Below are 22,346 nucleotides of genomic sequence, written 5' to 3'. Positions count from 1 at the left end.
GGATCAAACTCTCCGTTGAAGACTCTAGAAAGAGGCGAACCCCAATCAGTCATAGACATCGAGTCAAATCACTAGCGATCAAAAACTCAAACTAGCTCAATCACACTGACCCCCTCTCCGACGGAAGAAGGAGAAAGAGCCAGCAAATACCCACACCACTCACAACCAAACCCAAAGGCCCAGCCGATCATCCGTGATGCGGAGTACCAAAAACATTTGGCACTGACATTCATCGACACACTGTTGAGTTCTCAAAGAACACGCACACACCATCACCACCAGCACACTCGCTAGCCGCTCCGGGGCAACCGCTCCAGCCTAACTCCTGCCACCTCCCGATGCAAACGGGAACCTCCAGGACATCTCGAACACACCAATCGAAATCAGCATCTTCGGGAAGTTCAGGCGCCTTCGTCCAACCTCGTGTCCCCCGCCTTCCGGCCGGGGTCGGTGTCCGTGTCGCTCTGACTTCGAATAAGTTACGCGACGGATAACGGAGCGTCAAATCCCCAGTTCGGAGGAGTCCAGCGCGTTAAATCCGCAGGTGGAACGCGCACAGCGTCAGCCACCTGCGGATCATGTCCCGGACTTACAACAGTGTGATGCCGGGCACCCTAGCGCGCAACCACCTGGATGCCGGCGAAGTTCCGTTTACCGCGCCGAATCACGAGCCAGGTTCCATGGAGAAGATCGTCGCCCGAGGGGGTCCACTCCTCGCTGCTGATCTTGCGATTGTTAACCGACGCACCGCCTTCCTTCACCGCACGGCGGGCAGCGCCCTTGCTCTCGCACAGCCCACTGAGCACGAGCAGATCCACGATGCTGGCAGGTGCCCCGGGCGCCAACTCTGCGACCGCCGCTTCGCGGAGCGCCGCAGCCAGCGTCGGTTCGTCGAGATCCTGCAATTCACCCCTGCCGAACAGTGCCTTGCTAGCCAGCTCCACGGCGCGGGTGTTCGCTTCTCCGTGGACGAGAGTTGTCATTTCCGCTGCCAGCCTCCGCTGGGCCTCGCGAGCATGCGGACGTTCAACTGTCGCCGACTCGAGCTCCGCAAGCTCCTCCGGCGAAAGGAAGGTGAACCATCGCAGGTATTTCACGACATCGGCGTCGCTCGTGTTCACGAAGTACTGGTACCAGGCGTAGGGGCTGGTCATCTCGGGATCGAGCCACAGGCTGCCACCACCGGTCGACTTGCCGAACTTCTTACCGTCGGCGGAGGTCACCAACGGAACGGTGAGTCCGTGCACTGTCGCGGCGTCGATGCGGCGGTTCAGGTCGACACCGGCGATGATGTTGCCCCACTGATCCGACCCGCCCACCTGCAATGTGCACCCGTGGCTACGGCGCAGATGGAGGTAGTCGTTGGCCTGGAGCAGCATGTAGCTGAACTCCGTGTAGGACATGCCGTCGGATTCGAGCCTGCGTTTCACCGTGTCCCGCGCAAGCATGACGTTGACCGAGAAGTGCTTGCCGACATCTCGGAGGAAGTCGATCGCCGACAGCTTCCCGGTCCAGTTCATGTTGTTCTCGACGACGGCGCCGCTGGGGGAATCGTCGAAGTCGACGAACCGTTCGAGTTGGCCGCGGATGCGATCGGCCCACGCGGCCACCGTGTCGGAGGAGTTCATTGTCCGTTCACCGACATCACGCGGATCACCGATGAGTCCCGTCGCGCCACCTGCCAGGACCACTGGCCGGTGCCCTGCGCGCTGGAACCGTTTGAGCGCGAGCAGAGGTACCAGGTGCCCGGCGTGCAGACTGGGTCCAGTCGGGTCGAACCCCGCATACAGCGTGACCGGTCCGGCGTCGAGATCACGACGCAATGCGTCCAGATCGGTTGATTGAGCGATCAGCCCGCGCCAGGTCAGTTCATCGATGATGTTCTCAGTCACGTGATCGATCATCCCATCCGCTCGTCGACGGGCATCGCACGCGGGCTTCTCCGATAGGCCGACACGGCAGCGGACTCGGGAATCCAGAAACGCCACGGCCGGTCAGCGGCCGCGCTGACCCCCACCCGGGGACCACTCACCCATCCTTCCGACTCGGTGATCTCGAGCCGGATCGGTGAATCGGCTGCGAACAGCGGCGCACCGTTGTCGGCGAGGGTGACGCCGGTGGCCGACCCCAAGTTCCCGGGACCCCGCGCGAAATCAGCGGGCCGGGTAACCCGCGATCGTCGTGCGCGGACAGTTTCCGCACCGTCGAGGATTTCACCTGCGCGCAGAAGCACTCCGCCGGCGGTCCCGACCGGCCCGTACGACACATTCATGCAGAAGTGCATTCCGTAGCTGCGGTACACGTACAGGTGTCCGGCAGGACCGAACATCACCGCGTTCCGCGGCGTCTTCCCCCGATACGAGTGCGATGCCGGGTCCGGCCATGGTCCCTCTGCTTCTCCGCCGTACGCCTCGACCTCGACGATACGAAGGCGTACGTCCGCGACGATCAAGGTGGACCCCAGCACGATTCTTGCGGCTTCGGTGGGGTGGGCCTCGGCAAGACGATCGACAGTCACCCTCCGATTGTGCCCAACCGTTGACGCACAGCTCTCCGTGGACGCATAATTCATCAGGCAGTGAATTCACCCAGTGATGAATTGAGGCACGCCATGAACGGCAGCCCTGCGATCGACATCCGGGATCTCCGCGTACGGCGAGGAAAGAACGAGGTCCTGCACGGCGTCGACGTGCAAGTACCCGGCGGGTCCATCACCGGACTTCTCGGTCCTTCCGGCTGCGGCAAAACGACACTGATGCGGTGCGTGGTCGGTACTCAAATCGTGGAGTCCGGTTCCGTCACCGTCCTGGGATCGCCCGCTGGTTCGGTCTCGCTACGGAGCCGAGTGGGATACGTCACCCAAACACCTAGCGTGTACACCGACCTCACCGTCAAAAAGAACGTCGCGTACTACGCCGCGCTCTACGGCCGGCCGGCAGGTGCGGTCACCGACGCCATCGACGCGGTCGGACTCACCCGGTTCGCCGGCCAGAAAGCAGCGGACCTCTCCGGGGGTCAACTCGGACGAGCTTCACTCGCCTGCGCACTGGTCGCGGACCCGGAGATCCTCGTACTCGACGAGCCCACCGTCGGCCTCGATCCGTTGCTTCGTGTCGAACTGTGGGAGCGGTTCGAGGCCCTCGCTGCCGGAGGAACGACCCTCCTGGTGTCCAGCCATGTGATGGACGAAGCCGAACACTGCGATTCGCTGCTCCTGATGCGCGACGGGCACGTACTCGCGCAGGAATCTCCCACCGGCCTGCGCCGTCAGACCGGTGAGTCGAGCCTCGAAGATGCCTTCTTGACCTTGATCCGCACGTCACAGGTGGGAAGTGAAAACTGATGAACGCCAGAATCTTCCTCGCAACGGCAGGTCGGATACTCGCGCAGTTGCGGGCCGACCATCGCACGGTCGCCATGATCCTCCTGGTACCGAGCCTGCTGATGGTGCTGCTGTATTTCCTGTACCAGAACGTGCCGGCGGCCCCCGGCCAGCAATCGCTTTTCGAGCGGGTAGCGATCACGATGCTCGGCATCCTTCCCTTCGTGGTGATGTTCCTCGTCACGTCGATTGCGATGCAACGCGAACGCACCTCGGGAACCCTGGAACGCCTCCTCACGACACCACTGGGCAAACTGGACCTTCTCGGCGGCTACGCGGCAGCCTTCTCCACGGCAGCCGCCGCACAGGCTGCGCTGGCCTGCGCCGTCGCATTCGGCTTCCTCGGTCTCGACACCGAAGGCAGCGTGAGCTGGGTTCTGCTGATCGCGGTACTGAACGCGATTCTCGGTGTTGCGCTCGGCCTCCTGTGCAGCGCCTTCGCCCGCACCGAGTTCCAGGCCGTGCAGTTCATGCCCGTCATCGTGGTTCCCCAACTGTTCCTGTGCGGGCTGCTCGTCCCCCGCGATCAGCTCCCCACCTGGCTCGAATGGATCAGCAACGTCCTGCCACTGAGCTACGCGGTCGAGGCGCTTCAACAGGTCGCGACCCACCCGGGAACCACCGGAATCATGTGGCGCGATCTCACCGTGGTCGCCGCCTTCGCACTACTCGCGCTGTCGCTCGGAGCCGCCACACTGAGGCGTCGCACACCATGACGGCACCACGCGCACGAACGCGTTCGGGCCGCAGACCCGGAAATCAGGACACTCGATCTCGGATACTGGCAGTCGCACGAAAGCTGTTCGCACAGAATGGGTTCGATAAAACGAGTGTGCGTGCAGTCGCCCTGAGTGCAGGCGTCGATGCGGCGCTCGTGCATCACTACTTCGGGACCAAACGCCAGCTGTTCCTGGACTCCGTCGACATTCCCGTCGACCCCACCCAGGTGATTGCACCGGTCCTCGACATCCCGACCGACAAGGTCGGGCGCCACCTCGCGGAAGCCGTCTTCTCGGTCTGGGAGTCACCGCACCGACCGGCAGTTGTCGCGGCGTTCCGTTCCGCGATGGCGGGAAACGAACCGACCTTGATCCGAACCTTCCTCGTGGAAGTGGTATTTCGTGACCTCGGCCCGAGAGTCGACGAGCCACCCGGAACCGGGATCCTGCGTATGCAGCTGGTGGCGTCGCAGATGGTAGGGATTCTGGTGACCCGGTACATCCTCGAGTTCGAACCACTCGCTTCTCTCCCGATCGAGGACCTGGTCGACGTGATAGCGCCGACGCTCCAGCGCTATCTCACCGGACCCGTGCCGGCCTGATTCAACGCGCCGCGATCACGACTGCGCAGACGCCCGGGCAACCAGCTGTTCGTGCTCCTCGGCGTCCACGTCCCGCGCCTCGTCGATGAGGAGAACCGGGATCCCGTTCTCGATGGGATAGGCGCGCCGAAGTCGAGGGTTGTAGAGCAACTCGTCTCCGACCAGCAGCAGCGGGCCCTTGTCCTGTGGGCACGCCAGAATGCTGAGCAGTGTCGGATCAATAACCACGGGTGTCCTCTCCAACCGTTCGGGTGAGCAGCCTCAGATTACCGCGCACCAGCGGACATGCCGGCCGAGCCGTCGTGGAACTGCGCTGCTACTGCTTTCGTCAACCGTTTGTACTCCTGTGAGGTCGAGTCGAGATACCAGACGCGGGTGCCCGGCTTCGGCAGACCTGCCGCACTCAGACCGTCGGCATTGGGGCGGAACGACGAGCCCAGCGGGATGGCATCGACCACATGGACGATGTCGGGACGCCACCCGAACGGGAGTGCTTCGATGGCCTCCGCCACATCGGCCAGCCGTGGCGGGCGTCCGTCGCGGAGGGTGAACGCCGCAACCGCCAACGTTCTGCCGCCGACCTCGATGCCGTAGGCCACGGCCAGGTCGATCCTGTCGACGGCTGCCAGGGCGTCCACGATCGGTTGCGTGAACACAGGTCCTCGGGCGGTGGAGATGACGGTCTTCTTGTGATCGACCAGCCAATAGTCACCGTCTGCATCGCGGCGGAAGAGGTTTTCCGTCGCGATCCACGCGTCGCCGGCAGCGAAGATGCCCCGCATGGCCACACCGGACATTTCACCGTGCACGCCCGCCTTGCCGAGGAGTAGACCGACCTCGTTGTCCGCACATTCGCGGACGAAGCCCCGGTCGTCTTCGAGTAGACGTCCGGAGATCGGGTCGTATGCGGCCAGTCGCACGTCGGCGCTACCCGGCAACGGCCTGCCTTTGCACCCGATCTTGGCGCCTGCGACGTTCGCGAGAACGACATCACCTTCGGTCGACGCGTAGAACTCCAGCACCTTCGCGGGCGCGAAACACTCGGTGGTGCGCCGCCACAACCCCTGTGGCATACCGGAACCGAGGAACAGGCGGATCGGGTAGTTACCGAGCAGATCGAGGCTTTCCGCATCGAGGATTTCACGCATCATCGTCCACGTGTAGCTGACGACGGTCACGCCGTAACGCTGGACCTCCTCGGTGAAGCGCTCGGCGTCGAGGCCCTTCGACAGGGCGATACGTGAGCCACCCGCCACCGCTCCCCCCACTGCCGCGAGGAGACTGGATGAATGATGCAGGGGAGCAATGCAATACACCGTGTCGCCGCGATCGAGATCGGCGGCCGAGGCGGTACCGAAGGCAGACAGCGCCCAGCGGTAGTTGGTGATCTGCTTGGTCTCCCAGTGCCCGTTGGATTCACTGCAGATGATGAACGCCAGCTCTCGTGCCAGCCCGGGGTCGGGCCGGTACCAGCCTGGCAAAGCGACGGACTCCGGGTCGATCTGCTCGAGATCGACGACGTTCGACCCGGGCTCGACATCGAGACTGCGGAGGTCTCCCCCACCGAGGACGAGGACCTGCATTCCGGTGGCGAGGGCGGCGTCGAGATTCTCGGGGTCGGTGACGATGCGTTCGACCCCATCGATCCGGATAGCGGTGTGGATTTCGCGGCCCGGAGGAAGGAGAACTGCCACGGCGCCGAGCCGGGACAGCGCCGCGATGACAGCCAGCGCGCTCGGCCGGGTTTCCATGACCACACCGACGTGTGCAGCAGGCCGCACGCCGGCGGAGATCAATCCACGAACGACATTGTCGATCCGCTGGTTCACCGCCTCATAGGTATGTACCCGGTTGTCGAAGAGGAAGCACTCACCGTTCGGCGCCTTCCGACGCTGCTCCGCCAGAAGCCGGCTGAGGGAGATCTGAGTGTGCGGTTGCATCTGGCCGAGACGCGCGAGACGCGGAAGAGCGCGTGTGGCCTCACCGGACAGCTCCACCGTGCCGCGAACCGCTCCCGAGGCGAATCCTGTTATTCCCTTGCCGACCCCCACCCCGACTTCCGCGACCGAGGCCACCGTGTGGATGATGCGATCGCTGATCGACACTCCGGTCTCGCTGCCGAAGTGCTCGTCGTACCGCATGAGATCCACAGTGGACGGTTTAGGCCCCATACCCTCGTTCCACCGCACCCATTCACCGGTGGTCGGCCATGTGTGCGCGGCCGCCGCTGAACCGACCACGAGCCCGAAATGCCCTACCCTCAAAGTAGATTCGTACACGTTGGCACGCGGTGCGGCCCGGCGAATCCCGCGGACCGCCAGCGGCTGCCCGATGTCGTCGACTTCACCGACGAACGCCATGATCGGGCAGGTGAGCTCGGCGAGTGACACGACGCGGTCCTTGATGACGAAACCGCCGGTCATCATCCGGTTGTGGACGATGAACTGCTTGAGCAGCTCTGCCACTGCGGGACCCGACCAAGCGACCCATCCGTCGGTCGCGAGAAACCGGCGCTGTTGTTCCCGTGGGAGGAGCGCCTCCCTGTCGTGCAGTTGCCGAAGAAATTCGAGACGGGACTTGAGGGTCTTCACCGGGTCGAGGAGCTGGAAACCCATGCGCGCCATCCACCCGGACACCGCGAGACGGTTGAACACATGGTCCGCGAGGAAAGCCGCTGCGTCGCTCGCAAATCCGGCGGGAATTCCGAACGGCAGACCGGCCAGAGTGTCCACGGGGCTGCCGAAGGTGATCAGACTCGCAATGTTGCGACTGCGGCGGTAAGCAGCCGCCTGGTAGGCGAACATGCCACCCTGCGAATACCCCGAGAGATGGACGTCGCGGCCGGTGTGGGCACGGACCGTGTCGATGATCTCGCTGATCGCGACGATGTGATCGGCGAGATTTCTGTCCCATCCCCCCTCTTCGGTGTCCGGCGACCCGAAGTCGACCACCCAGGGATCGATCCCCATTCCGTGCAGGATGCCCACGGCGCCCTGATCGCGGGTCACGTCGTAGACGTCGGCCGACATCATCATCGGCGGCACCAGCACGATGGGAGGGCCGACCTCCGCCGGGTCGGTGTCGGGAAAGTATCGCCGGAGTCGATACATAGGCCGACGTTCGACCACCTCGAACGGCGAGGTGGTCAGGTCTGTCTCGAGTCCGCCGAGGCGGACTACCTCCAAACCGTTCTGCGCCGTCGCCACTACCCGACGGATCGGGCCCTTTACCGTTTCGGTAGAAAAACCCACGAATACTCTCCCAGACTCTCGAACCGCGACGTACGTCTCACTGCCGCCGCCCTCACCCTACTGCGCCTGACGCGTCACACTGCCCTATTGGAGGGTCGACGACGGAGGCATCACCGGCACCATTCCCGCATGGACTCGGAGAGTCGGCGAACACCACCCAACTGCTCGGCTACCCGGATACCGGCCGTGCCACCGCGGGCGTTGCGCGACGCGATCGAGCCCTCGACCGTGAGCACCTCCCGAACGTCCGGCGTCAGGGAAGGATCGACTGCTGCCAGTTCCTCGTCGGTGAGATCCTCGAGGCCGACGCCTCGTGCCTCGGCGACACGCACGCAGGCACCCGCCGCCTCATGGGCGACGCGGAACGGTACGCCCTGGCGAACCAGCCACTCGGCGATATCCGTGGCCAGTGTGAAACCGGCGGGCGCCAATTCCGCCATCCGGTCGGTGTGGAACTCGAGAGTCGAAATCAGCCCGGTGATCGCAGGCAGCAGCATTTCGAGTTGTGCCACCGAATCGAAAACCGGTTCCTTGTCTTCCTGCAGGTCCCTGTTGTAAGCGAGCGGCTGCGCCTTCAACGTGGCCAGCAGACCCGTCAGGTTGCCGATCAGCCTGCCCGACTTCCCACGAGTCAGCTCGGACACGTCCGGATTCTTCTTCTGCGGCATGATCGACGAACCCGTCGACCAGGCATCGGCCAGCGTGATGTAGCCGAATTCCGGGGTGCTCCAGAGGATGACCTCCTCCGCCATCCGCGACAAATCCACTCCGATCATCGCGAGCACGAACGCGGCCTCGGCCGCAAAGTCCCGCGACGACGTCGCGTCGATCGAGTTCTCGGCCGAAGAGTCGAACGCGAGTTCCGCGGCGATGGCCTCTGGGTCGAGCCCGAGTGAGGACCCGGCGAGCGCACCCGAACCGTACGGGGACACCGCGGCTCGCACGTCGAAGTCCCGCAGGCGCTGCACGTCTCGCAGCAAGGGGTGGGTGTGTGCCAGCAGATGATGTGCCAGCAGAACCGGCTGCGCGGCCTGCAGGTGCGTCTTGCCGGGCATCACCGCGGACGGATGCGCGGCCGCCTGCGTCGCGAGCGCATCCACGACGTCCAACACCCCGGCCGAGACCCGGCGGACCGCATCCCGCAACCACATGCGAAACAGCGTCGCCACTTGATCGTTTCGTGAGCGACCCGCCCGCAGGCGTCCCCCGACTTCCGGGCCGACCCGATCGATCAGGCCCCGTTCGAGGGCGCCGTGCACGTCCTCGTCGGATTCACTCGGACCGAATGTTCCGCTCGCCACATCGGCTGCCAGGCTGTCGAGCCCACCCAGCATGGTCGCGAGGTCCTCCGCACTGAGCAGTCCCGCCTTGTGCAGGACCCGGGCGTGCGCCTGCGACGCCCGCACGTCATAGGGTGCGAGAACCCAATCGAAGTGGGTCGACTTGCTCAGGGCCGCCATGGCGGCGGCGGGTCCGGACTCGAACCGACCGCCCCACAACGCACCTTCGTTGGTGCCGTGCGCCGTCATGCCTACAGGCCCAGATCGCGCTTCGCGGCGACCTTCGAGGACAGACCGTGGATCTGCACGAACCCCTTGGCGAACGACTGGTCGAAGGTGTCGCCCTCGTCGTAGGTGGCCAGGTTGAAGTCGTAGAGCGACTGGTTGCTCCGGCGGCCGTTGACGATGATCGCGCCGCCGTGCAGAACCAGGCGGATGTCACCCGAGACGCGCTCCTGGGTCTTCGCGATGAAAGTGTCCAGTGCCACCTTCAGCGGCGAGAACCACAGGCCGTCGTACACCAGCTCGCTCCAGCGCTGCTCCGTCTGCCGCTTGTAGCGGCCGAGTTCACGTTCCTGCGTGACGTGCTCGAGTTCCTGGTGCGCATTGATCAGCACCATGGCGCCCGGAGCCTCGTAGATTTCGCGGCTCTTGATGCCCACCAGCCGGTCTTCCACGACGTCGAGGCGACCGACCCCCTGAGCGCCGGCACGACGGTTCAGTTCCTGGATCGCTTCGAGGACCGACACCGGCTTGCCGTCGATCGCGACGGGGCGGCCTTCCTCGAAGCTGATGATCAGTTCGTCCGGGGCCTGCCAGTTGACGGTCGGGTCCTGGGTGTAGTCGTAGACGTCCTTGGTCGGTGCATTCCACAGATCCTCGAGGAAGCCGGTCTCGACCGCGCGTCCCCACACGTTCTGATCGATCGAGAACGGGGACTTCTTCGAGACATTGATCGGGATCTCGTTCTCCTCGGCGAACGCGATGGCCTTCTCACGGGTCCAGGCATAGTCGCGAACGGGAGCGATCACGTCGAGGTCCGGGGCCAGCGAACCGAACCCGACCTCGAAGCGGACCTGGTCGTTGCCCTTGCCGGTGCAGCCGTGCGCGACGGTGGTGCCGCCGTAGGCGCGGGCCGCGTCGACGAGGTGCTTGACAATCAACGGGCGGCTGATCGCCGACACCAACGGGTAACGATCCATGTACAGGGCGTTGGCCTGGATGGTCGGGAGGCAGTACTCGTCGGCGAATTCGTCCCGTGCATCCACCACGACCGACTCGACCGCGCCGCAGTCGAGCGCACGCTGGCGCACGACCTCCATGTCCTCGCCGCCCTGGCCGAGATCGATGGCGACAGCAACAACTTCCTTGCCCGTCTCCTTGCCGATCCAGCTGATGGCGACTGAGGTGTCCAGCCCGCCCGAGTAGGCGAGTACGACGCGATCGGCCATGGTCCTTGTGCTCCTTAGGTTGAAGATCTGTAGAGATGATTCAGTTGTCAGGCGAGGGATTCGATCTTCGCCGCGAGTTCCGCCCCGGTCAGCGGCTCACGGGCCACCACGAGAAGGGTGTCGTCGCCGGCTACGGTTCCCACGACGTCAGGTAATGATGCCCGATCGAGTGCACTCGCCAGATAGTGCGCCGCCCCGGGAGGCGTTCGCAGCACCGCCAGGTTGCCACTCGAGTCCGTGGACACCAGCAACTCCCCCAGCAATCGCTCCAATCTGTCCGTTCCGCCCGAGACTCCGCGCACCGGGTTCCCGTCCTCGGGTACCACGTACACGCCGGCACCACCATCGGCCGCGCGCAGCTTGACGGCCCCGAGTTCTTCGAGGTCACGGGAGAGCGTGGCCTGGGTGGCGTCGATCCCTTCGGCGGCCAGCAGGGACGCGAGCTCGGTCTGGCTGCGGACCGGGTTGGTCGAGAGGATCGCCACGATCCGGGCCTGACGCCCTGCCCGCGTCGGCGCGGTCGCCGCATTGGTGGCACCCACTCGATGTGGCGGAACCGGACTCACGGACGATCCCCGGATCGTTGTGCGAGAAGCCACACCAGAAGCGCCTTCTGCGCGTGGAGCCGGTTCTCGGCCTCGTCCCACACCACGCTCTGCGGTCCGTCGAGCACCGCGTCGGTGATCTCCTCACCGCGGTGGGCGGGAAGGCAGTGCAGAACCACGGCTTCGGAATCGGCTCGCGCGAGCAGTGCCTCGTCGACCTGGAAAGGGCGGAACGGTCCGACTCTGTCGAGCCCGTCGTTCTCCTGTCCCATCGACGTCCACGTGTCGGTCACGAGTGCGTCCGCGCCCGCGACCGCCGAGTGCGCATCGCCCGTCAGCGTGATCGTGGCACCGGTCTCGGCCGCGCGTGCCCGCGCCACCTCGACTACCCACGGCAGCGGCGCGAATCCGTCCGGGCTGGCGATCGTGACGTCGACGCCCGCGGTGACTCCGCCGAGCATGAGGGAGTGGGCCATGTTGTTGGCGCCGTCCCCGAGGTAGGTCAGTTTCAGGCCCTTCAACGATCCCTTCCGCTCGGCCAGTGTCTGGAGGTCGGCCAAGACCTGACACGGATGGAACTCGTCGGACAAGGCGTTGACGATCGGAACGCTCGCCCCGGAGGCCATCGACTCGAGACGCTTCTGCCCGAACGTCCGCCAGACGACTGCGTCGACGTACCTCGACAGCACCCGACCGGTGTCCTGGAGTGTCTCCTCGCGGCCGAGCTGGGTGCTGCGTCCGTCGACCACCACGGCGTGGCCACCCAGTTGGGCGATGCCCATCTCGAACGAAAACCGGGTACGGGTGGAGTTCTTTTCGAAGATGACGCCGACACCGCGCGGGCCTTCGAGCGGGCGCTCCGCGAAGGGATTCTTCTTGAGCCGGGCTGCGAGGTCGAGAACCTCGGCCTGCTCGGCAGGGGTCAGGTCGTCGTCCCGCAGGAAGTGTTTCACCACGATCGTCACTGCTTTCCCGGCTGAGCGGCCGATTGCGCGTTGTCGAGGATTGCGGGCAGTGCCGCAACGAAGCCTTCGGCCTGATCGTCGGTCAGCACCAGCGGTGGAGCCAACCGGATGACACCGGGCTGTGCAGCATTGAGCAGGTAACCGGCCTCGCGCGCCGCGTTCTCCACTGCGGGTGCGACGTCCCGGGTGAGGACGATGCCGAGCAGCAACCCGGCGCCGCGGACGTGGTCGATCAAGGGGTGTCCGAGCCCCTCGATACCCGCAGACAGCGACTTCCCGAGTGCGTCGGCGCGGGAGACGAGGTCTTCCTCGGCGATCGTGCGGAGCACGGCGAGCGCCGCGGACGCGCACACCGGGTTCCCGCCGAAGGTGGTGCCGTGTTTACCGGGCCCGAACAGATCTGCGGTCGCGCCCGTGGCAATGCAGGCGCCGATCGGCATTCCCCCACCGAGTCCCTTTGCCAGCGTCATGACGTCGGGAATGATGCCGACGGACTGATGGGCATAGAACCAACCGGTCCGGCCGATCCCGGTCTGCACCTCGTCGAGCACCAACAGCGCACCGCGGTCCGCGGTGATCTTCCTCGCACCGACCAGATACCCCTCCGGAGGAACGACGACGCCGCTCTCCCCCATCATGGGTTCGAGGAAGACCGCCGCGGTGTCTTCGTCGACGGTGCGATCCAGCGCATCGAGATCGCCGTACGGCACGTGCTCGACGCCGGGCGGCATCGGTTCGAACGGGGCACGTTTGGCTGCCTGCCCGGTGAGCGCCAGCGCGCCCATCGTGCGGCCGTGGAAGGAGTTTTCCGCGGCGATGATCTTGGAACGACCTGTCGCGCGGGCCAGCTTGAAAGCCGCCTCGTTGGCCTCGGTCCCCGAATTGCACAGGAAGACCCGGCCGGGTGCGCCCAGGTGAGAGAGCAATTCCTCCGCCAGGGCGATCGCGGGTTCGCTGGCATAGAGGTTGGACACATGTCCCAGCGTCGACAGCTGATGGGTGACCGCCTCGATGATCGCCGGATGCGCGTGTCCGAGGATGTTGACAGCGATGCCGGCGAGAAGGTCCACGTACTGCTTACCTTCCGCGTCCGTCAGCACGGCGCCGCGGCCGCCCGTAAGCGCGACCCGCGGGACGCCGTACGTGTTCATCAGCGCGCCCGACCACCGCTGCTGAAGTTCCGGAGTTCCGGTCATGACACAACTCCCTCGGTAGATGACGACGGTGTCGGGGTCACCATGGTTCCGATGCCCTCACCGGTGAAGAGTTCGAGCAGCACCGAATGTGGGATGCGCCCGTCGATCACGTGCGCGGTGGGCACGCCGCCGCGGACGGCCCGGAGGCAGGCCTCCATCTTCGGCACCATTCCGGCGTCGAGACTCGGCAGGAGCTGCGCCAGCGCCGCAGCGTCGATCTGCGTGGCCAGCGAATCCCGATCCGGCCAGTTGGTGTACAGCCCCTCGACATCGGTGAGGACGACCAGCTTCTCGGCACCGATCGCCTCGGCGAGCGCCGCTGCCGCCGTGTCGGCGTTGATGTTGTGCACCACGCCGTCCGAGTCGGGCGCGATGGTGGAGACCACGGGTATCCGGCCGGCATGGATCAGGTCGAGCACCGCATCCGGACTGACCGTCGTGACGTCGCCGACGAGGCCGATGTCGGTGGGATTCCCGTCGACCATCACGGTGCGCTTGGTCGCAGTGAACAGGTGGGCGTCCTCGCCGGAAATACCGACCGCGTAGGGCCCGTGCGCATTGATCAGCCCCACGAGTTCGCGGCCGACCTGGCCGAACAACACCATCCGCACCACGTCCATCACCTCGGGCGTGGTGACCCGGAATCCACCCTTGAATTCGCCGGTCATTCCGAGCTTGGCAAGCATGGCATTGATCTGGGGTCCGCCGCCGTGCACGACGACCGGGTGGATTCCCACCGTGCGGAGAAACGCCATGTCGGCCGCGAACGCCGTCTTCAGTGCGTCGTCGATCATGGCGTTGCCGCCGTACTTCACGACCACGACCTTGCCACGGAATTGCTGCAGCCACGGCAGGGCCTCGGCGAGCACGTGTGCTTTCTGGTGATCGGTGATTCCGACCAGTGTTTCGCTGCCCGGGGTCATGACGAGTACGCCGAGTTCTCTTCGACGTAGGCGTGTGAGAGGTCCGTGGTCCGGATGGTCACGGCATGCGCGCCGACACCCAAGTCGATGTCGAGTGCGATGTCGACACCGCTCAGATCCACGTCACGGGCGCCGGGCGCACCGACCCCGTCGATACAGACCGGGGACCCGTTGAACGAAACCGCGATCTTGTCCGGGTCCAACTCGATCGGTGCGATACCGATGGCGGCGAGCACACGCCCCCAGTTGGGGTCGGAGCCGAAGATTGCCGTCTTGACGAGGCTGTCGCGGGCGACGGTTCGGGCACCGATCAGGGCGTCGTTCTCGCTCGCGGCTCCACGGACGGTGACGCGCACCCGCTTGGTGACTCCCTCCGCGTCGGCCATCATCTGGTCGGCGAGGTCGTCACACACCGCGGTGACCGCGGCATCGAGTTCCGCCTGGCTGGGGGCGACGTTGCTCGCACCCGACGCCAAGAGCAGCACAGTGTCGTTGGTCGACGTCGCACCGTCGACATCGAGGCGGTCGAAAGTCACGCGGGTGGCCGCACGCAGAGCCGCATCGAGCTGGGCGGCGGTGGCCACCGCATCGGTGGTGATGACGCAGAGCATGGTCGCCAGCGCGGGGGCGAGCATGCCGGCGCCCTTCGCCATCCCGCCGACATTCCACTTGTCAGCGTGGTGCAAGGCCGACTGTTTCGGAACGGTGTCCGTGGTCATGATGGCGTAGGCCGCGTCCGTGCCACCCGAGATGCCGCCGGCCAGTTCGTGCACCGCCTCGGTGACGCCGGGAAGAAGCTTGTCCATGGGCAGCCGGTCGCCGATCAGACCCGTCGAGCACACCGCGACCTCGACCGCGCCGGTCTCGGTTCCCCAGTTGCTGAGCGCGGATGCGACTTCCTCGGCCGTCCTGTGCGTGTCCTGGAATCCGCCGGCACCCGTACAGGCGTTGGCCCCACCGGAGTTGAGTACCACTGCGCGCAGCCGGCCCGTCGTCAGGACTTGCTGTGACCACAGCACCGGGGCAGCCTTGACCTTGTTGGTGGTGAACACCCCCGCAGCTGCGAGCTCGGGACCTTCGTTGAGCACGAGCGCCAGATCGGCATTTCCGTTGGCCTTGATGCCCGCCTTGATCCCCGACGCCCGGAACCCGGCCGGACCCGACACCCCTTGGGTGCGGACGAGTTTGCCGCCCGCGATGTCGCGGGTGTAGGCGGTGTCGATTCTGTCGTTGCTCACGGTGCGACTCCCACTGTCGAAAGCCCGGCGGTCTCGGGTAACCCGAGCGCGAGATTCATCGATTGCACGGCCCCTCCGGCGGTGCCCTTGGTCAAATTGTCGATCACGGCGACGACGACGAGCTGACCGGCGTCCGCATCGACTGCGACAGCGATCTGAACGGCGTTGGACCCGGTGACCGCGCCCGTCTGCGGCAGCATTCCCGCCGGAAGCACGTGCACGAAAGGTTCGTCGGCGTAGGCCTTTTCGTAGATCGCCCGAATCTCGTCCTCGGATGCGGTGGTCACTGCGGTGCAGGTGGCGAGGATGCCGCGGGGCATCGGCGCCAGCACGGGGGTGAACGACACGGTGACTCGTTCACCTGCGAGTGCGGACAGGTTCTGAATGATCTCCGGAGTGTGCCGGTGTACGCCGCCGACTCCATAGGCGCGCACCGAGCCCATCACCTCGGAGCCGAGTAGATCCGCCTTGGGTGCGCGGCCCGCACCGGACGCCCCGGTGACCGCGACGATCGTGACACGTGGTTCCACGACACCGGCCGCGACGGCGGGGGCCAGCGCCAGGCTCGACACCGTCGGGAAGCAGCCCGGCACGGCGATCCGTGTCGCGCCCGTGAGCTTTTCGCGCGCACCGGGTAGCTCGGGAAGTCCGTAGGGCCAGCTGCCGGCATGTGGGCTCTTGTAGTACCGCTCCCAGTCGTCGGCGTCGGAGAGCCGGAAGTCGGCGCCGCAGTCGATGATCACGGTGGATTCGGGCAGGGCTTTCGCGTATTGCGCCGAATTGCCGTGGGGCAAACCGAGGAAGACGACATCGTGACCGCTGAGAGTCTCGACCGTGGTGTCCTCGAGAATGCGGTCGGCGAGCGGGAGGAGATGCGGGTGATGTGAGCCGAGACTCGATCCGGCGCTACCACCGGCGGTGAGCGCGCCGATGAGGAGTGACCCGTCGGCGTAGGACGGGTGCCCCAGCAGCAGACGCAACACCTCGCCTCCGGCGTATCCGCTCGCGCCGGCGACGGCAATCCTGATCGGTTTTCCCGCGTGCTCAGTCATACGATTGATTATGCATCATCATGCAAGCTAATTCACGTCTGGGTGACCCCGAGCCGTGATCGGTCACTGCTTGCCGAGTGACCGCCTGATCTCATCCAGTTTGGCCTTGCCGGCTTTCTTCCGCGCTTCCCACTGTTCGTCCACCGATCGGCCGGACGGGCTTTCGTGCGCTAATTCCGCCGACCCGATCGCCGTACCGACCCGCTCCTCGATCCGATCCCGCACACGATCGAACGTCGGGACGCCCCCCGCGGTGTAGTCGGGCTCGGGCAACCGCGGAGTGGTGTCCGGGACGATCTCCGCGGTGACGGGGTCTTCCGTCGGGACCGCGCTTCCGACGTCGACGGCGGCGAGGAGTGCCCCGAGGCCGGGGCGACCGGCGGCGACTGCCCGCACCACCGCGAGGAACTCGGCGTCGGTCAGCTCACTCGCCGCTGCTACGACGTCGCGCACTTCGGCCATCTGTCCCGCTCCTCACGCCCCCGCTGTGGTTCCCAGGCTACGGGTCAGCTGCGCAATTCGGCACCCACCGAAGCTGCGGCAGCCGCGACCGCAGCGTCGCGGGCCGCACTCGCCTCGTCCTCGGTCAGCGTGCGGTCCGCTCCGCGGAACCGGAGCGCGAAGGTGAGCGACTTCCGTCCGGGCCCGACCTGGTCCCCCTCGAAGACGTCGAAGAGACGGATGTCCTCGAGAAGTTCACCGCCACCCGAACGCAGAGCCTCTTGCACGGTGGCCGCGGGCACGGTGGCATCGACGACGACCGCGACGTCCTGCAGCACAGCCGGGAACGGCGACACCTTGGGGGCGGGGAGATTCTCCACGAGGGGAAGGGCGTCGAGGTCGATTTCGACAGCGCACGTGCGCGGCGGCAACCCTGCCCGCTCGAGGACCGCGGGATGAAGCTCACCGGCATGCCCGACGACGACACCGTCGAGCAACAACTCCGCGCCGCGTCCCGGGTGCCACGGTAGATACTGCGTCGCGCGGAACTCGAGCTCGACTCCTGCCGCGGACGCGACTGCGCGAGCGGCAGCGAATGCATCACTCGCTTCGGCGGGGCGACCCGGACCCCAGGGTCCGCTCGGTTCGCGCATCCCGGTGAGCACGGCGCCGACGTGCACCGGCTGCGCCGGCAGCGACTGCAGCAACTCGGCGATCTCGTCGTCCGTCGGCCGGCGATCGACCGGGAGGACACCGACCGGCTTCGTGTCGGGACCGGGCAACACGACCTGCGCGACGCCGAACAGCGACAGGTCGCGCTGGCCGCGGGAGACGTTGCGAGCAAGAACCTCGAGGAGCCCGGGCAACAGGGTCGTCGCCAACTCCGGGCGGTCCGATTCGAGCGGGTTGAGCACCCTGACGGTGTTTCGGCGCGGATCTTCCCGGTCCAGTCCCCACGAGTCGAAGACGGCAGCGGGAAGGAATACCGGCGGCAGCACCTCGACGTATCCGGAGAAGGCGAGCGCCCGGCCGACGGCGCGCTTGCGGCGCTGGGCGGGCGTTAGTCCGCGGCCGGCAGGCGCTGCGGGAAGCACCGACGGGATCTGCTCGAGCCCCTCGAGACGCAGTACCTCCTCGACGAGGTCGGCGGGCTGGACGAGGTCGGGCCGCCACGACGGCGGGGTGGCCACCAGCTGCCCGTGCCCACCGTCGCTGACGCCGACTTCGACGTCGCAACCGATCTGCGTCAGCCGGCGTGCCGCCGTACCGTTCGGGTAGGTCACTCCGGCCACGCGGTCCGGCAGGTCGATGTCCATCCGTATCGGAGCTGTGCCGGTGACCCCACCCACATCGGTGAGGACCGGCTCGATACGTCCGCCGGCGATCTCCACCAGCAACGATGCCGCGCGGTCCAGCGCGGCCACAGGGATCCGAGGGTCCACCACGCGCTCGAATCGCTTGCTCGCCTCGCTGGACAACTTGTGCCGACGTGCCGTCTTGAACACCGCAAGCGGATTCCAGGTGGCCGCTTCGAGGAGGATGTCGGTGCTCGCGGAGTTGACCTCGGTGGTCGCTCCACCCATGACACCGGCGAGCGAGATGACGCCGGAGTCGTCGGCGATGACGACGTCCTCGGGGTCGAGGACCCGCTCGACCTCGTCCAGGGTGGTCAATTTCTCGCCGTCCACCGCTCGGCGCACCACGAGGTCGCCGCTGATCTTTGCGGCATCGAACGCGTGCAGTGGCTGACCCAACTCGAGCAACACGTAGTTGGTGACGTCGACGGCCGGCGAAATAGGCCGGACCCCCGACAGCAACAGTCGCCGCTGCAGCCACCACGGGCTGGCCGCCGCCGGATCGATACCCGTGACCCGCCGTGCGGCGAACCGGGTGGCCTGCGTGTCGGGGTCGACGCGCACGGGCCATGCCTCGCCCTCCGCGGGATGTGCCGGCACCACCGCAGGGTCGAGGTACTCCAGATCGAACCCACATGCGAGTTCACGGGTCAGCCCGCGCACCGAGAAGCAGTAACCACGGTCCGGCGTGATGTTCAGCTCGATGATGGTGTCGTCCAGACCCAGCAGAGCCTTCGCGTCGGCACCCGGAGCCGCGGCCCCCGGCTCGAGTACCAGAATTCCCGAGTGGTCCTTGCCGATGCCGAGTTCGGCCACCGAGCAGATCATTCCGTCGGAAACCTGGCCGTACGTCTTGCGGGACGCAATCGCGAAGCCGCCCGGAAGCACCGCGCCCGGAAGTGCGACGATCACCAGATCGCCCTCCGCGAAGTTACGGGCACCGCACACGATGCCCTGCGGTTCCGGCCGACCGACGTCGACTTTGCAGAAGCGGATGGGCTTCTTGAACTCGGTGAGCTCGGTGATCTCGACAACCTTGCCGACGACGAGCGGGCCGGCGACGGCCTCGAGGCGATCGACCTCCTCCACCTCGAGACCGACGCGGACGAAGCCCGCGTCCAACTCCTCCGCGGTGACACCCCACCCCGGGGTGGCACGCTGCAGGATCTCGGTCAGCCAGGATTGCGCTACTCGCACGTCTACTCAGCTCTCTCGTTCGTGAAATGTCGTGACTGTGGACGGATGCGGCGCGATCGCGCTCAGCCCTGGACGCCGAAGGGCAGCGTGAACCGCACGTCACCCTCTACGATGTCGCGCATGTCCGGGATGCCGTTCCGGAACTGCAGCGTGCGTTCGAGACCCATACCGAACGCGAAACCGCTGTACACGTCGGGGTCGATCCCACAGGCACGCAACACGTTCGGGTTGACCATTCCGCAGCCACCCCACTCGACCCAACCGGCGCCGCCCTTCTTGTTCGGGAACCAGACGTCCACCTCCGCGGAGGGTTCCGTGAAGGGGAAGTAGTTGGGACGCATCCGGGTTCGGGTGTCCGAGCCGAACAGCGCCCGGGCGAAGGCGTCGAGCGTGCCCCGCAAGTGGGCCATCGTGAGGCCCTTGTCGACGGCGAGGCCCTCAACCTGATTGAAGACAGGGGTGTGCGTGGCGTCGAGTTCGTCGGTGCGGAAGGTGCGTCCGGGGCACACCACATAGATGGGAAGTTCCCGGGAGAGCATCGTGCGCACCTGGACCGGCGACGTATGCGTGCGCAGTACCTGACGCGACCCCTCCGGCGCGATGTGGAACGTGTCCTGCATCGTCCGCGCGGGGTGGTCGGGAAGGAAGTTGAGCGCATCGAAGTTGAAGTGCTCGGTTTCGACTTCCGGGCCTTCGGCGACCTCCCAGCCCATACCCACGAACACATCCGCGACCTGTTCGGAGATGATGCTGATCGGGTGCCGGGCCCCTACCGGCTGACGCTGCGACGGCAGCGTGACGTCGATGGCCTCGGCGACGAGCACTGCGGCATCACGTTCGGCCAGCAGCACGGCGCGCCGATCGTCGAAGGCTGCGCTGATCCGGGTGCGGGCGACGTTGACGCGCTTCCCTGCGTCGGCCTTCTCCTTGCCCGGAAGGGCTCCGAGTCCACGGCGAGCGAGGGCGATGGGCGACTTGTCACCCATGTGGTCGACTTTCGCCTTGGCGAGGTCGTCCAGGTTCGCGGCGGCGGAGAATGCCTTCTCGGCGTTTTCCGCTGCCGCAGTCAAGGCCTCTTCGGTGAGCGCACTCGCATCGACCTCGGGTGACGCAGCGCCCTCTTTTTTAGCCACGACCGGTGCCACTCCTTCAGTTCTTCTCGGCAGACTCTCGACGAGCCGAAACGGCTCCTCGGGAGAATCCTATGCGATCGAAATTTTCGGTTTCAGCTGTCGGTTCGCGTGCGGTTCTGGACCCGTGCACTCGAGTACAGGCAGATTGCTGCCGCGGTCGCCAGGTTCAGGCTCTCGGCACGGCCGTGGATCGGGATGCGCACCCGGTGATCCGCCCTCGCCGCCACGTGCACGTCGAGGCCGTGGGCCTCGTTCCCGAACAACCACGCCGTCGGGCGCGACAACAGGTCGTCGGCGTCGTCGAGGTCTACTTCACCGTCCGCCGCGGTGGCAAGCAACTGAATGCCTGCCGCGCTGATCGCGTCCAGAACAAGAGCCGTATTCCGCTCACGCACCAGCGGAAGATGGAACAAGCTGCCCGCGGACGCGCGAACGCACTTCCCGTTGTGCGGGTCGACGCTGTCGCCCGCCAGAATGGCAGCGTCTGCACCCACCGCATCGGCTACCCGGATAACGGTCCCTGCATTGCCAGGTTCTGCCACCGCGACCGGGACCGCAAGTAGCCGCGTGCCCGGACCCACCGCCTCCGACAGCGGAACGTCGAGGAGGTCACAGACGGCGACCAGTCCGGGTGGAGTGACCGTGTCGCTGAGACCACGCACCGCCCGGTCCGTCACCAGCGACGTCCGAACTCCGATGGTTTCGGCCCGGCCGATCAACTCGACGTACCGCTGCAGCGCGTCCTCGGTGTAGAAGAGATCGTGCACGGCGCGGGTACCCAGCGCCTCCCCCACCGCGTTCTCCCCCTCCACGAGGAAGCGCCCTGCCTTGCGCCGTTCTGCCGTACGCAGGAGCTTCACAGCAGAAACGACCCGCGGGGTGCGCTCGGTGAGCGGGTCCACGGGTCGTTTCCGGTCTGCTGAACTGCGGGGTGCGAGACTCAGGCTGCTTCTCCGGCCGGAGCGTTCACATCAGCCGGGAGCGCTGCCTTGGCGAGAGCCACGAGACCGGCGAACGCAGCGGCGTCCGACACGGCGAGCTCGGCCAGGTTCTTGCGGTCCACCTCGATCTCCGCGAGACGCAGACCCTGGATCAGACGGTTGTACGTGATGTCGTTCGCACGTGCAGCAGCGTTGATACGCGTGATCCACAGCTTGCGGAAGTCGCCCTTGCGCGCACGACGGTCACGGTAGGCGTAGGTCAGCGAGTGGAGCTGCTGTTCCTTGGCCTTGCGGTACAGACGTGAGCGCTGTCCGCGGTAGCCGCTGGAGGCTTCGAGAATCGAACGACGCTTCTTCTGGGCGTTTACCGCCCTCTTTACGCGTGCCACTGAAAAATCCTGTCAATCTTGGGGCGGCTAGCTGCCCCGGGTGGTCAGTAAAAGGGGTGTCGACTCAGATGTCGAGCAGGCGCTTGATGCGCGGGGTGTCAGCCTTGCTGACGACAGCCGTGCCATCGAGGCGACGAGTCACCTTGGTGGGCTTGTGCTCGAGCAAGTGGCGGCGACCGGCCTTCTGGCGCAGGATCTTTCCGGTGCCGGACACCTTGAATCGCTTCGCGGTGCCGCTGTGGGTCTTCGACTTGGGCATGGAGTCCTCAGTTCTGTGTTTCCGGAT

General features: G+C 65.9%; 21 protein-coding genes. 3 read left to right on the top strand and 18 right to left on the bottom strand.

Translation table 11 applies throughout. The features are described 5' to 3' along the window. Positions 1–614: 614 nt before the first annotated feature. Entirely contained in the window at positions 615–1,892 is a 1,278-nt protein-coding gene (gene tyrS, locus R4P95_RS20750) for a tyrosine--tRNA ligase (RefSeq protein ID WP_249353814.1), read from the bottom strand. 8 nt (positions 1,893–1,900) lie between these two features. Beyond that, positions 1,901–2,572, bottom strand: coding sequence for a DNA-3-methyladenine glycosylase (locus tag R4P95_RS20745; protein ID WP_213572326.1), 672 nt, complete (start codon positions 2,570–2,572; stop codon positions 1,901–1,903). Positions 2,573–2,611: 39 nt separating this feature from the next. Here R4P95_RS20745 and R4P95_RS20740 point away from each other — a divergent pair, with 39 nt between their 5' ends. The 3 genes from R4P95_RS20740 to R4P95_RS20730 are packed head-to-tail and all read left to right on the top strand — an operon-like array spanning position 2,612 to position 4,703. Next, positions 2,612–3,343 carry an ABC transporter ATP-binding protein gene (locus tag R4P95_RS20740; protein WP_208961760.1) on the top strand — a complete coding sequence of 244 codons (732 nt, stop codon included), beginning with the start codon at positions 2,612–2,614 and terminating at the stop codon, positions 3,341–3,343. Further along, complete coding sequence (locus R4P95_RS20735) at positions 3,343–4,098, top strand: ABC transporter permease (RefSeq protein ID WP_317746120.1); 756 nt, start codon at positions 3,343–3,345, stop codon at positions 4,096–4,098. The genes R4P95_RS20740 and R4P95_RS20735 overlap by 1 nt, the downstream gene beginning before the upstream one ends. Beyond that, positions 4,095–4,703, top strand: a complete 609-nt coding sequence (locus R4P95_RS20730; protein WP_213572327.1) for a TetR/AcrR family transcriptional regulator — start codon at positions 4,095–4,097, stop codon at positions 4,701–4,703. The genes R4P95_RS20735 and R4P95_RS20730 overlap by 4 nt, the downstream gene beginning before the upstream one ends. Before the next feature lie 15 nt (positions 4,704–4,718). Here the strand turns inward: R4P95_RS20730 and R4P95_RS20725 are convergent, their stop codons facing one another. The 16 genes from R4P95_RS20725 to rpmI all read right to left on the bottom strand — a co-directional run bounded on the left by R4P95_RS20725 (position 4,719) and on the right by rpmI (position 22,319). Continuing rightward, positions 4,719–4,931: a Trm112 family protein gene (locus R4P95_RS20725; RefSeq protein WP_109329435.1), complete on the bottom strand. Its 213-nt coding sequence runs from the start codon at positions 4,929–4,931 to the stop codon at positions 4,719–4,721. A 38-nt stretch (positions 4,932–4,969) separates the two neighbouring features. Then, on the bottom strand, positions 4,970–7,954 hold the full coding sequence (locus R4P95_RS20720) for an acyl-CoA synthetase (protein WP_317746121.1): 2,985 nt from the start codon (positions 7,952–7,954) through the stop codon (positions 4,970–4,972). 110 nt (positions 7,955–8,064) lie between these two features. Continuing rightward, positions 8,065–9,483 (bottom strand): argininosuccinate lyase, encoded by a 1,419-nt coding sequence (argH, locus tag R4P95_RS20715; RefSeq protein WP_317746122.1) that lies wholly within the window; start codon positions 9,481–9,483, stop codon positions 8,065–8,067. A 2-nt stretch (positions 9,484–9,485) separates the two neighbouring features. Then, a complete protein-coding gene (locus tag R4P95_RS20710; protein WP_109329432.1) occupies positions 9,486–10,685 on the bottom strand; it encodes an argininosuccinate synthase in 1,200 nt (399 codons plus the stop codon). Between the two features lie 47 nt (positions 10,686–10,732). Further along, on the bottom strand, positions 10,733–11,251 hold the full coding sequence (locus R4P95_RS20705) for an arginine repressor (RefSeq protein ID WP_317746123.1): 519 nt from the start codon (positions 11,249–11,251) through the stop codon (positions 10,733–10,735). Continuing rightward, the gene (argF, locus tag R4P95_RS20700) at positions 11,248–12,195 is read right to left on the bottom strand and encodes an ornithine carbamoyltransferase (RefSeq protein ID WP_317746124.1); all 948 of its coding nucleotides are present in this window, start codon (positions 12,193–12,195) and stop codon (positions 11,248–11,250) included. The genes R4P95_RS20705 and argF overlap by 4 nt, the downstream gene beginning before the upstream one ends. Next, the gene (locus tag R4P95_RS20695) at positions 12,192–13,391 is read right to left on the bottom strand and encodes an acetylornithine transaminase (RefSeq protein ID WP_317746125.1); all 1,200 of its coding nucleotides are present in this window, start codon (positions 13,389–13,391) and stop codon (positions 12,192–12,194) included. Before R4P95_RS20695 ends, argF begins: the two co-directional genes overlap by 4 nt. Further along, a complete protein-coding gene (gene argB, locus R4P95_RS20690) occupies positions 13,388–14,314 on the bottom strand; it encodes an acetylglutamate kinase (protein WP_109329429.1) in 927 nt (308 codons plus the stop codon). The genes R4P95_RS20695 and argB overlap by 4 nt, the downstream gene beginning before the upstream one ends. Then, positions 14,311–15,552: a bifunctional glutamate N-acetyltransferase/amino-acid acetyltransferase ArgJ gene (gene argJ / locus R4P95_RS20685; protein ID WP_201453568.1), complete on the bottom strand. Its 1,242-nt coding sequence runs from the start codon at positions 15,550–15,552 to the stop codon at positions 14,311–14,313. The genes argB and argJ overlap by 4 nt, the downstream gene beginning before the upstream one ends. Continuing rightward, positions 15,549–16,604 carry an N-acetyl-gamma-glutamyl-phosphate reductase gene (gene argC / locus R4P95_RS20680; protein WP_159921889.1) on the bottom strand — a complete coding sequence of 352 codons (1,056 nt, stop codon included), beginning with the start codon at positions 16,602–16,604 and terminating at the stop codon, positions 15,549–15,551. The genes argJ and argC overlap by 4 nt, the downstream gene beginning before the upstream one ends. A 63-nt stretch (positions 16,605–16,667) precedes the next feature. Beyond that, positions 16,668–17,066: a hypothetical protein gene (locus R4P95_RS20675; protein WP_213572332.1), complete on the bottom strand. Its 399-nt coding sequence runs from the start codon at positions 17,064–17,066 to the stop codon at positions 16,668–16,670. Positions 17,067–17,110: 44 nt separating this feature from the next. Then, positions 17,111–19,597 (bottom strand): phenylalanine--tRNA ligase subunit beta, encoded by a 2,487-nt coding sequence (gene pheT, locus R4P95_RS20670; RefSeq protein WP_317746126.1) that lies wholly within the window; start codon positions 19,595–19,597, stop codon positions 17,111–17,113. A 62-nt stretch (positions 19,598–19,659) separates the two neighbouring features. After that, complete coding sequence (gene pheS / locus R4P95_RS20665) at positions 19,660–20,730, bottom strand: phenylalanine--tRNA ligase subunit alpha (RefSeq protein WP_250774362.1); 1,071 nt, start codon at positions 20,728–20,730, stop codon at positions 19,660–19,662. A 92-nt stretch (positions 20,731–20,822) separates the two neighbouring features. Further along, the gene (locus tag R4P95_RS20660) at positions 20,823–21,632 is read right to left on the bottom strand and encodes a TrmH family RNA methyltransferase (protein WP_213572335.1); all 810 of its coding nucleotides are present in this window, start codon (positions 21,630–21,632) and stop codon (positions 20,823–20,825) included. 38 nt (positions 21,633–21,670) lie between these two features. Beyond that, complete coding sequence (rplT, locus tag R4P95_RS20655; RefSeq protein ID WP_005247385.1) at positions 21,671–22,060, bottom strand: 50S ribosomal protein L20; 390 nt, start codon at positions 22,058–22,060, stop codon at positions 21,671–21,673. Between the two features lie 64 nt (positions 22,061–22,124). Further along, a complete protein-coding gene (rpmI, locus tag R4P95_RS20650) occupies positions 22,125–22,319 on the bottom strand; it encodes a 50S ribosomal protein L35 (RefSeq protein WP_109329424.1) in 195 nt (64 codons plus the stop codon). Positions 22,320–22,346 lie beyond the last annotated feature (27 nt).

The sequence above is a fragment of the Rhodococcus sp. IEGM 27 genome (genome assembly GCF_033142305.1).
Lineage (GTDB): Bacteria > Actinomycetota > Actinomycetes > Mycobacteriales > Mycobacteriaceae > Rhodococcus_F > Rhodococcus_F oxybenzonivorans.
Note: the sequence above shows the minus strand (reverse complement) of the source record. Positions and strands in the feature narration are given on the sequence as shown.

What these genes read in the sequence shown, in the direction of transcription:
- R4P95_RS20740 (WP_208961760.1), top strand. Translation starts at nt 2,612, where the DNA reads ATGAACGGCAGCCCTGCGATCGACATCCGGGATCTCCGCGTACGGCGA.
- R4P95_RS20745 (WP_213572326.1), bottom strand. Translation starts at nt 2,572, where the DNA reads ATGAATTATGCGTCCACGGAGAGCTGTGCGTCAACGGTTGGGCACAAT.
- argH (WP_317746122.1), bottom strand. Translation starts at nt 9,483, where the DNA reads ATGACGGCGCACGGCACCAACGAAGGTGCGTTGTGGGGCGGTCGGTTC.
- R4P95_RS20695 (WP_317746125.1), bottom strand. Translation starts at nt 13,391, where the DNA reads ATGACCGGAACTCCGGAACTTCAGCAGCGGTGGTCGGGCGCGCTGATG.
- R4P95_RS20735 (WP_317746120.1), top strand. Translation starts at nt 3,343, where the DNA reads ATGAACGCCAGAATCTTCCTCGCAACGGCAGGTCGGATACTCGCGCAG.
- R4P95_RS20710 (WP_109329432.1), bottom strand. Translation starts at nt 10,685, where the DNA reads ATGGCCGATCGCGTCGTACTCGCCTACTCGGGCGGGCTGGACACCTCA.
- R4P95_RS20675 (WP_213572332.1), bottom strand. Translation starts at nt 17,066, where the DNA reads ATGGCCGAAGTGCGCGACGTCGTAGCAGCGGCGAGTGAGCTGACCGAC.
- R4P95_RS20730 (WP_213572327.1), top strand. Translation starts at nt 4,095, where the DNA reads ATGACGGCACCACGCGCACGAACGCGTTCGGGCCGCAGACCCGGAAAT.
- rpmI (WP_109329424.1), bottom strand. Translation starts at nt 22,319, where the DNA reads ATGCCCAAGTCGAAGACCCACAGCGGCACCGCGAAGCGATTCAAGGTG.
- argC (WP_159921889.1), bottom strand. Translation starts at nt 16,604, where the DNA reads ATGACTGAGCACGCGGGAAAACCGATCAGGATTGCCGTCGCCGGCGCG.
- argB (WP_109329429.1), bottom strand. Translation starts at nt 14,314, where the DNA reads ATGACCCCGGGCAGCGAAACACTGGTCGGAATCACCGATCACCAGAAA.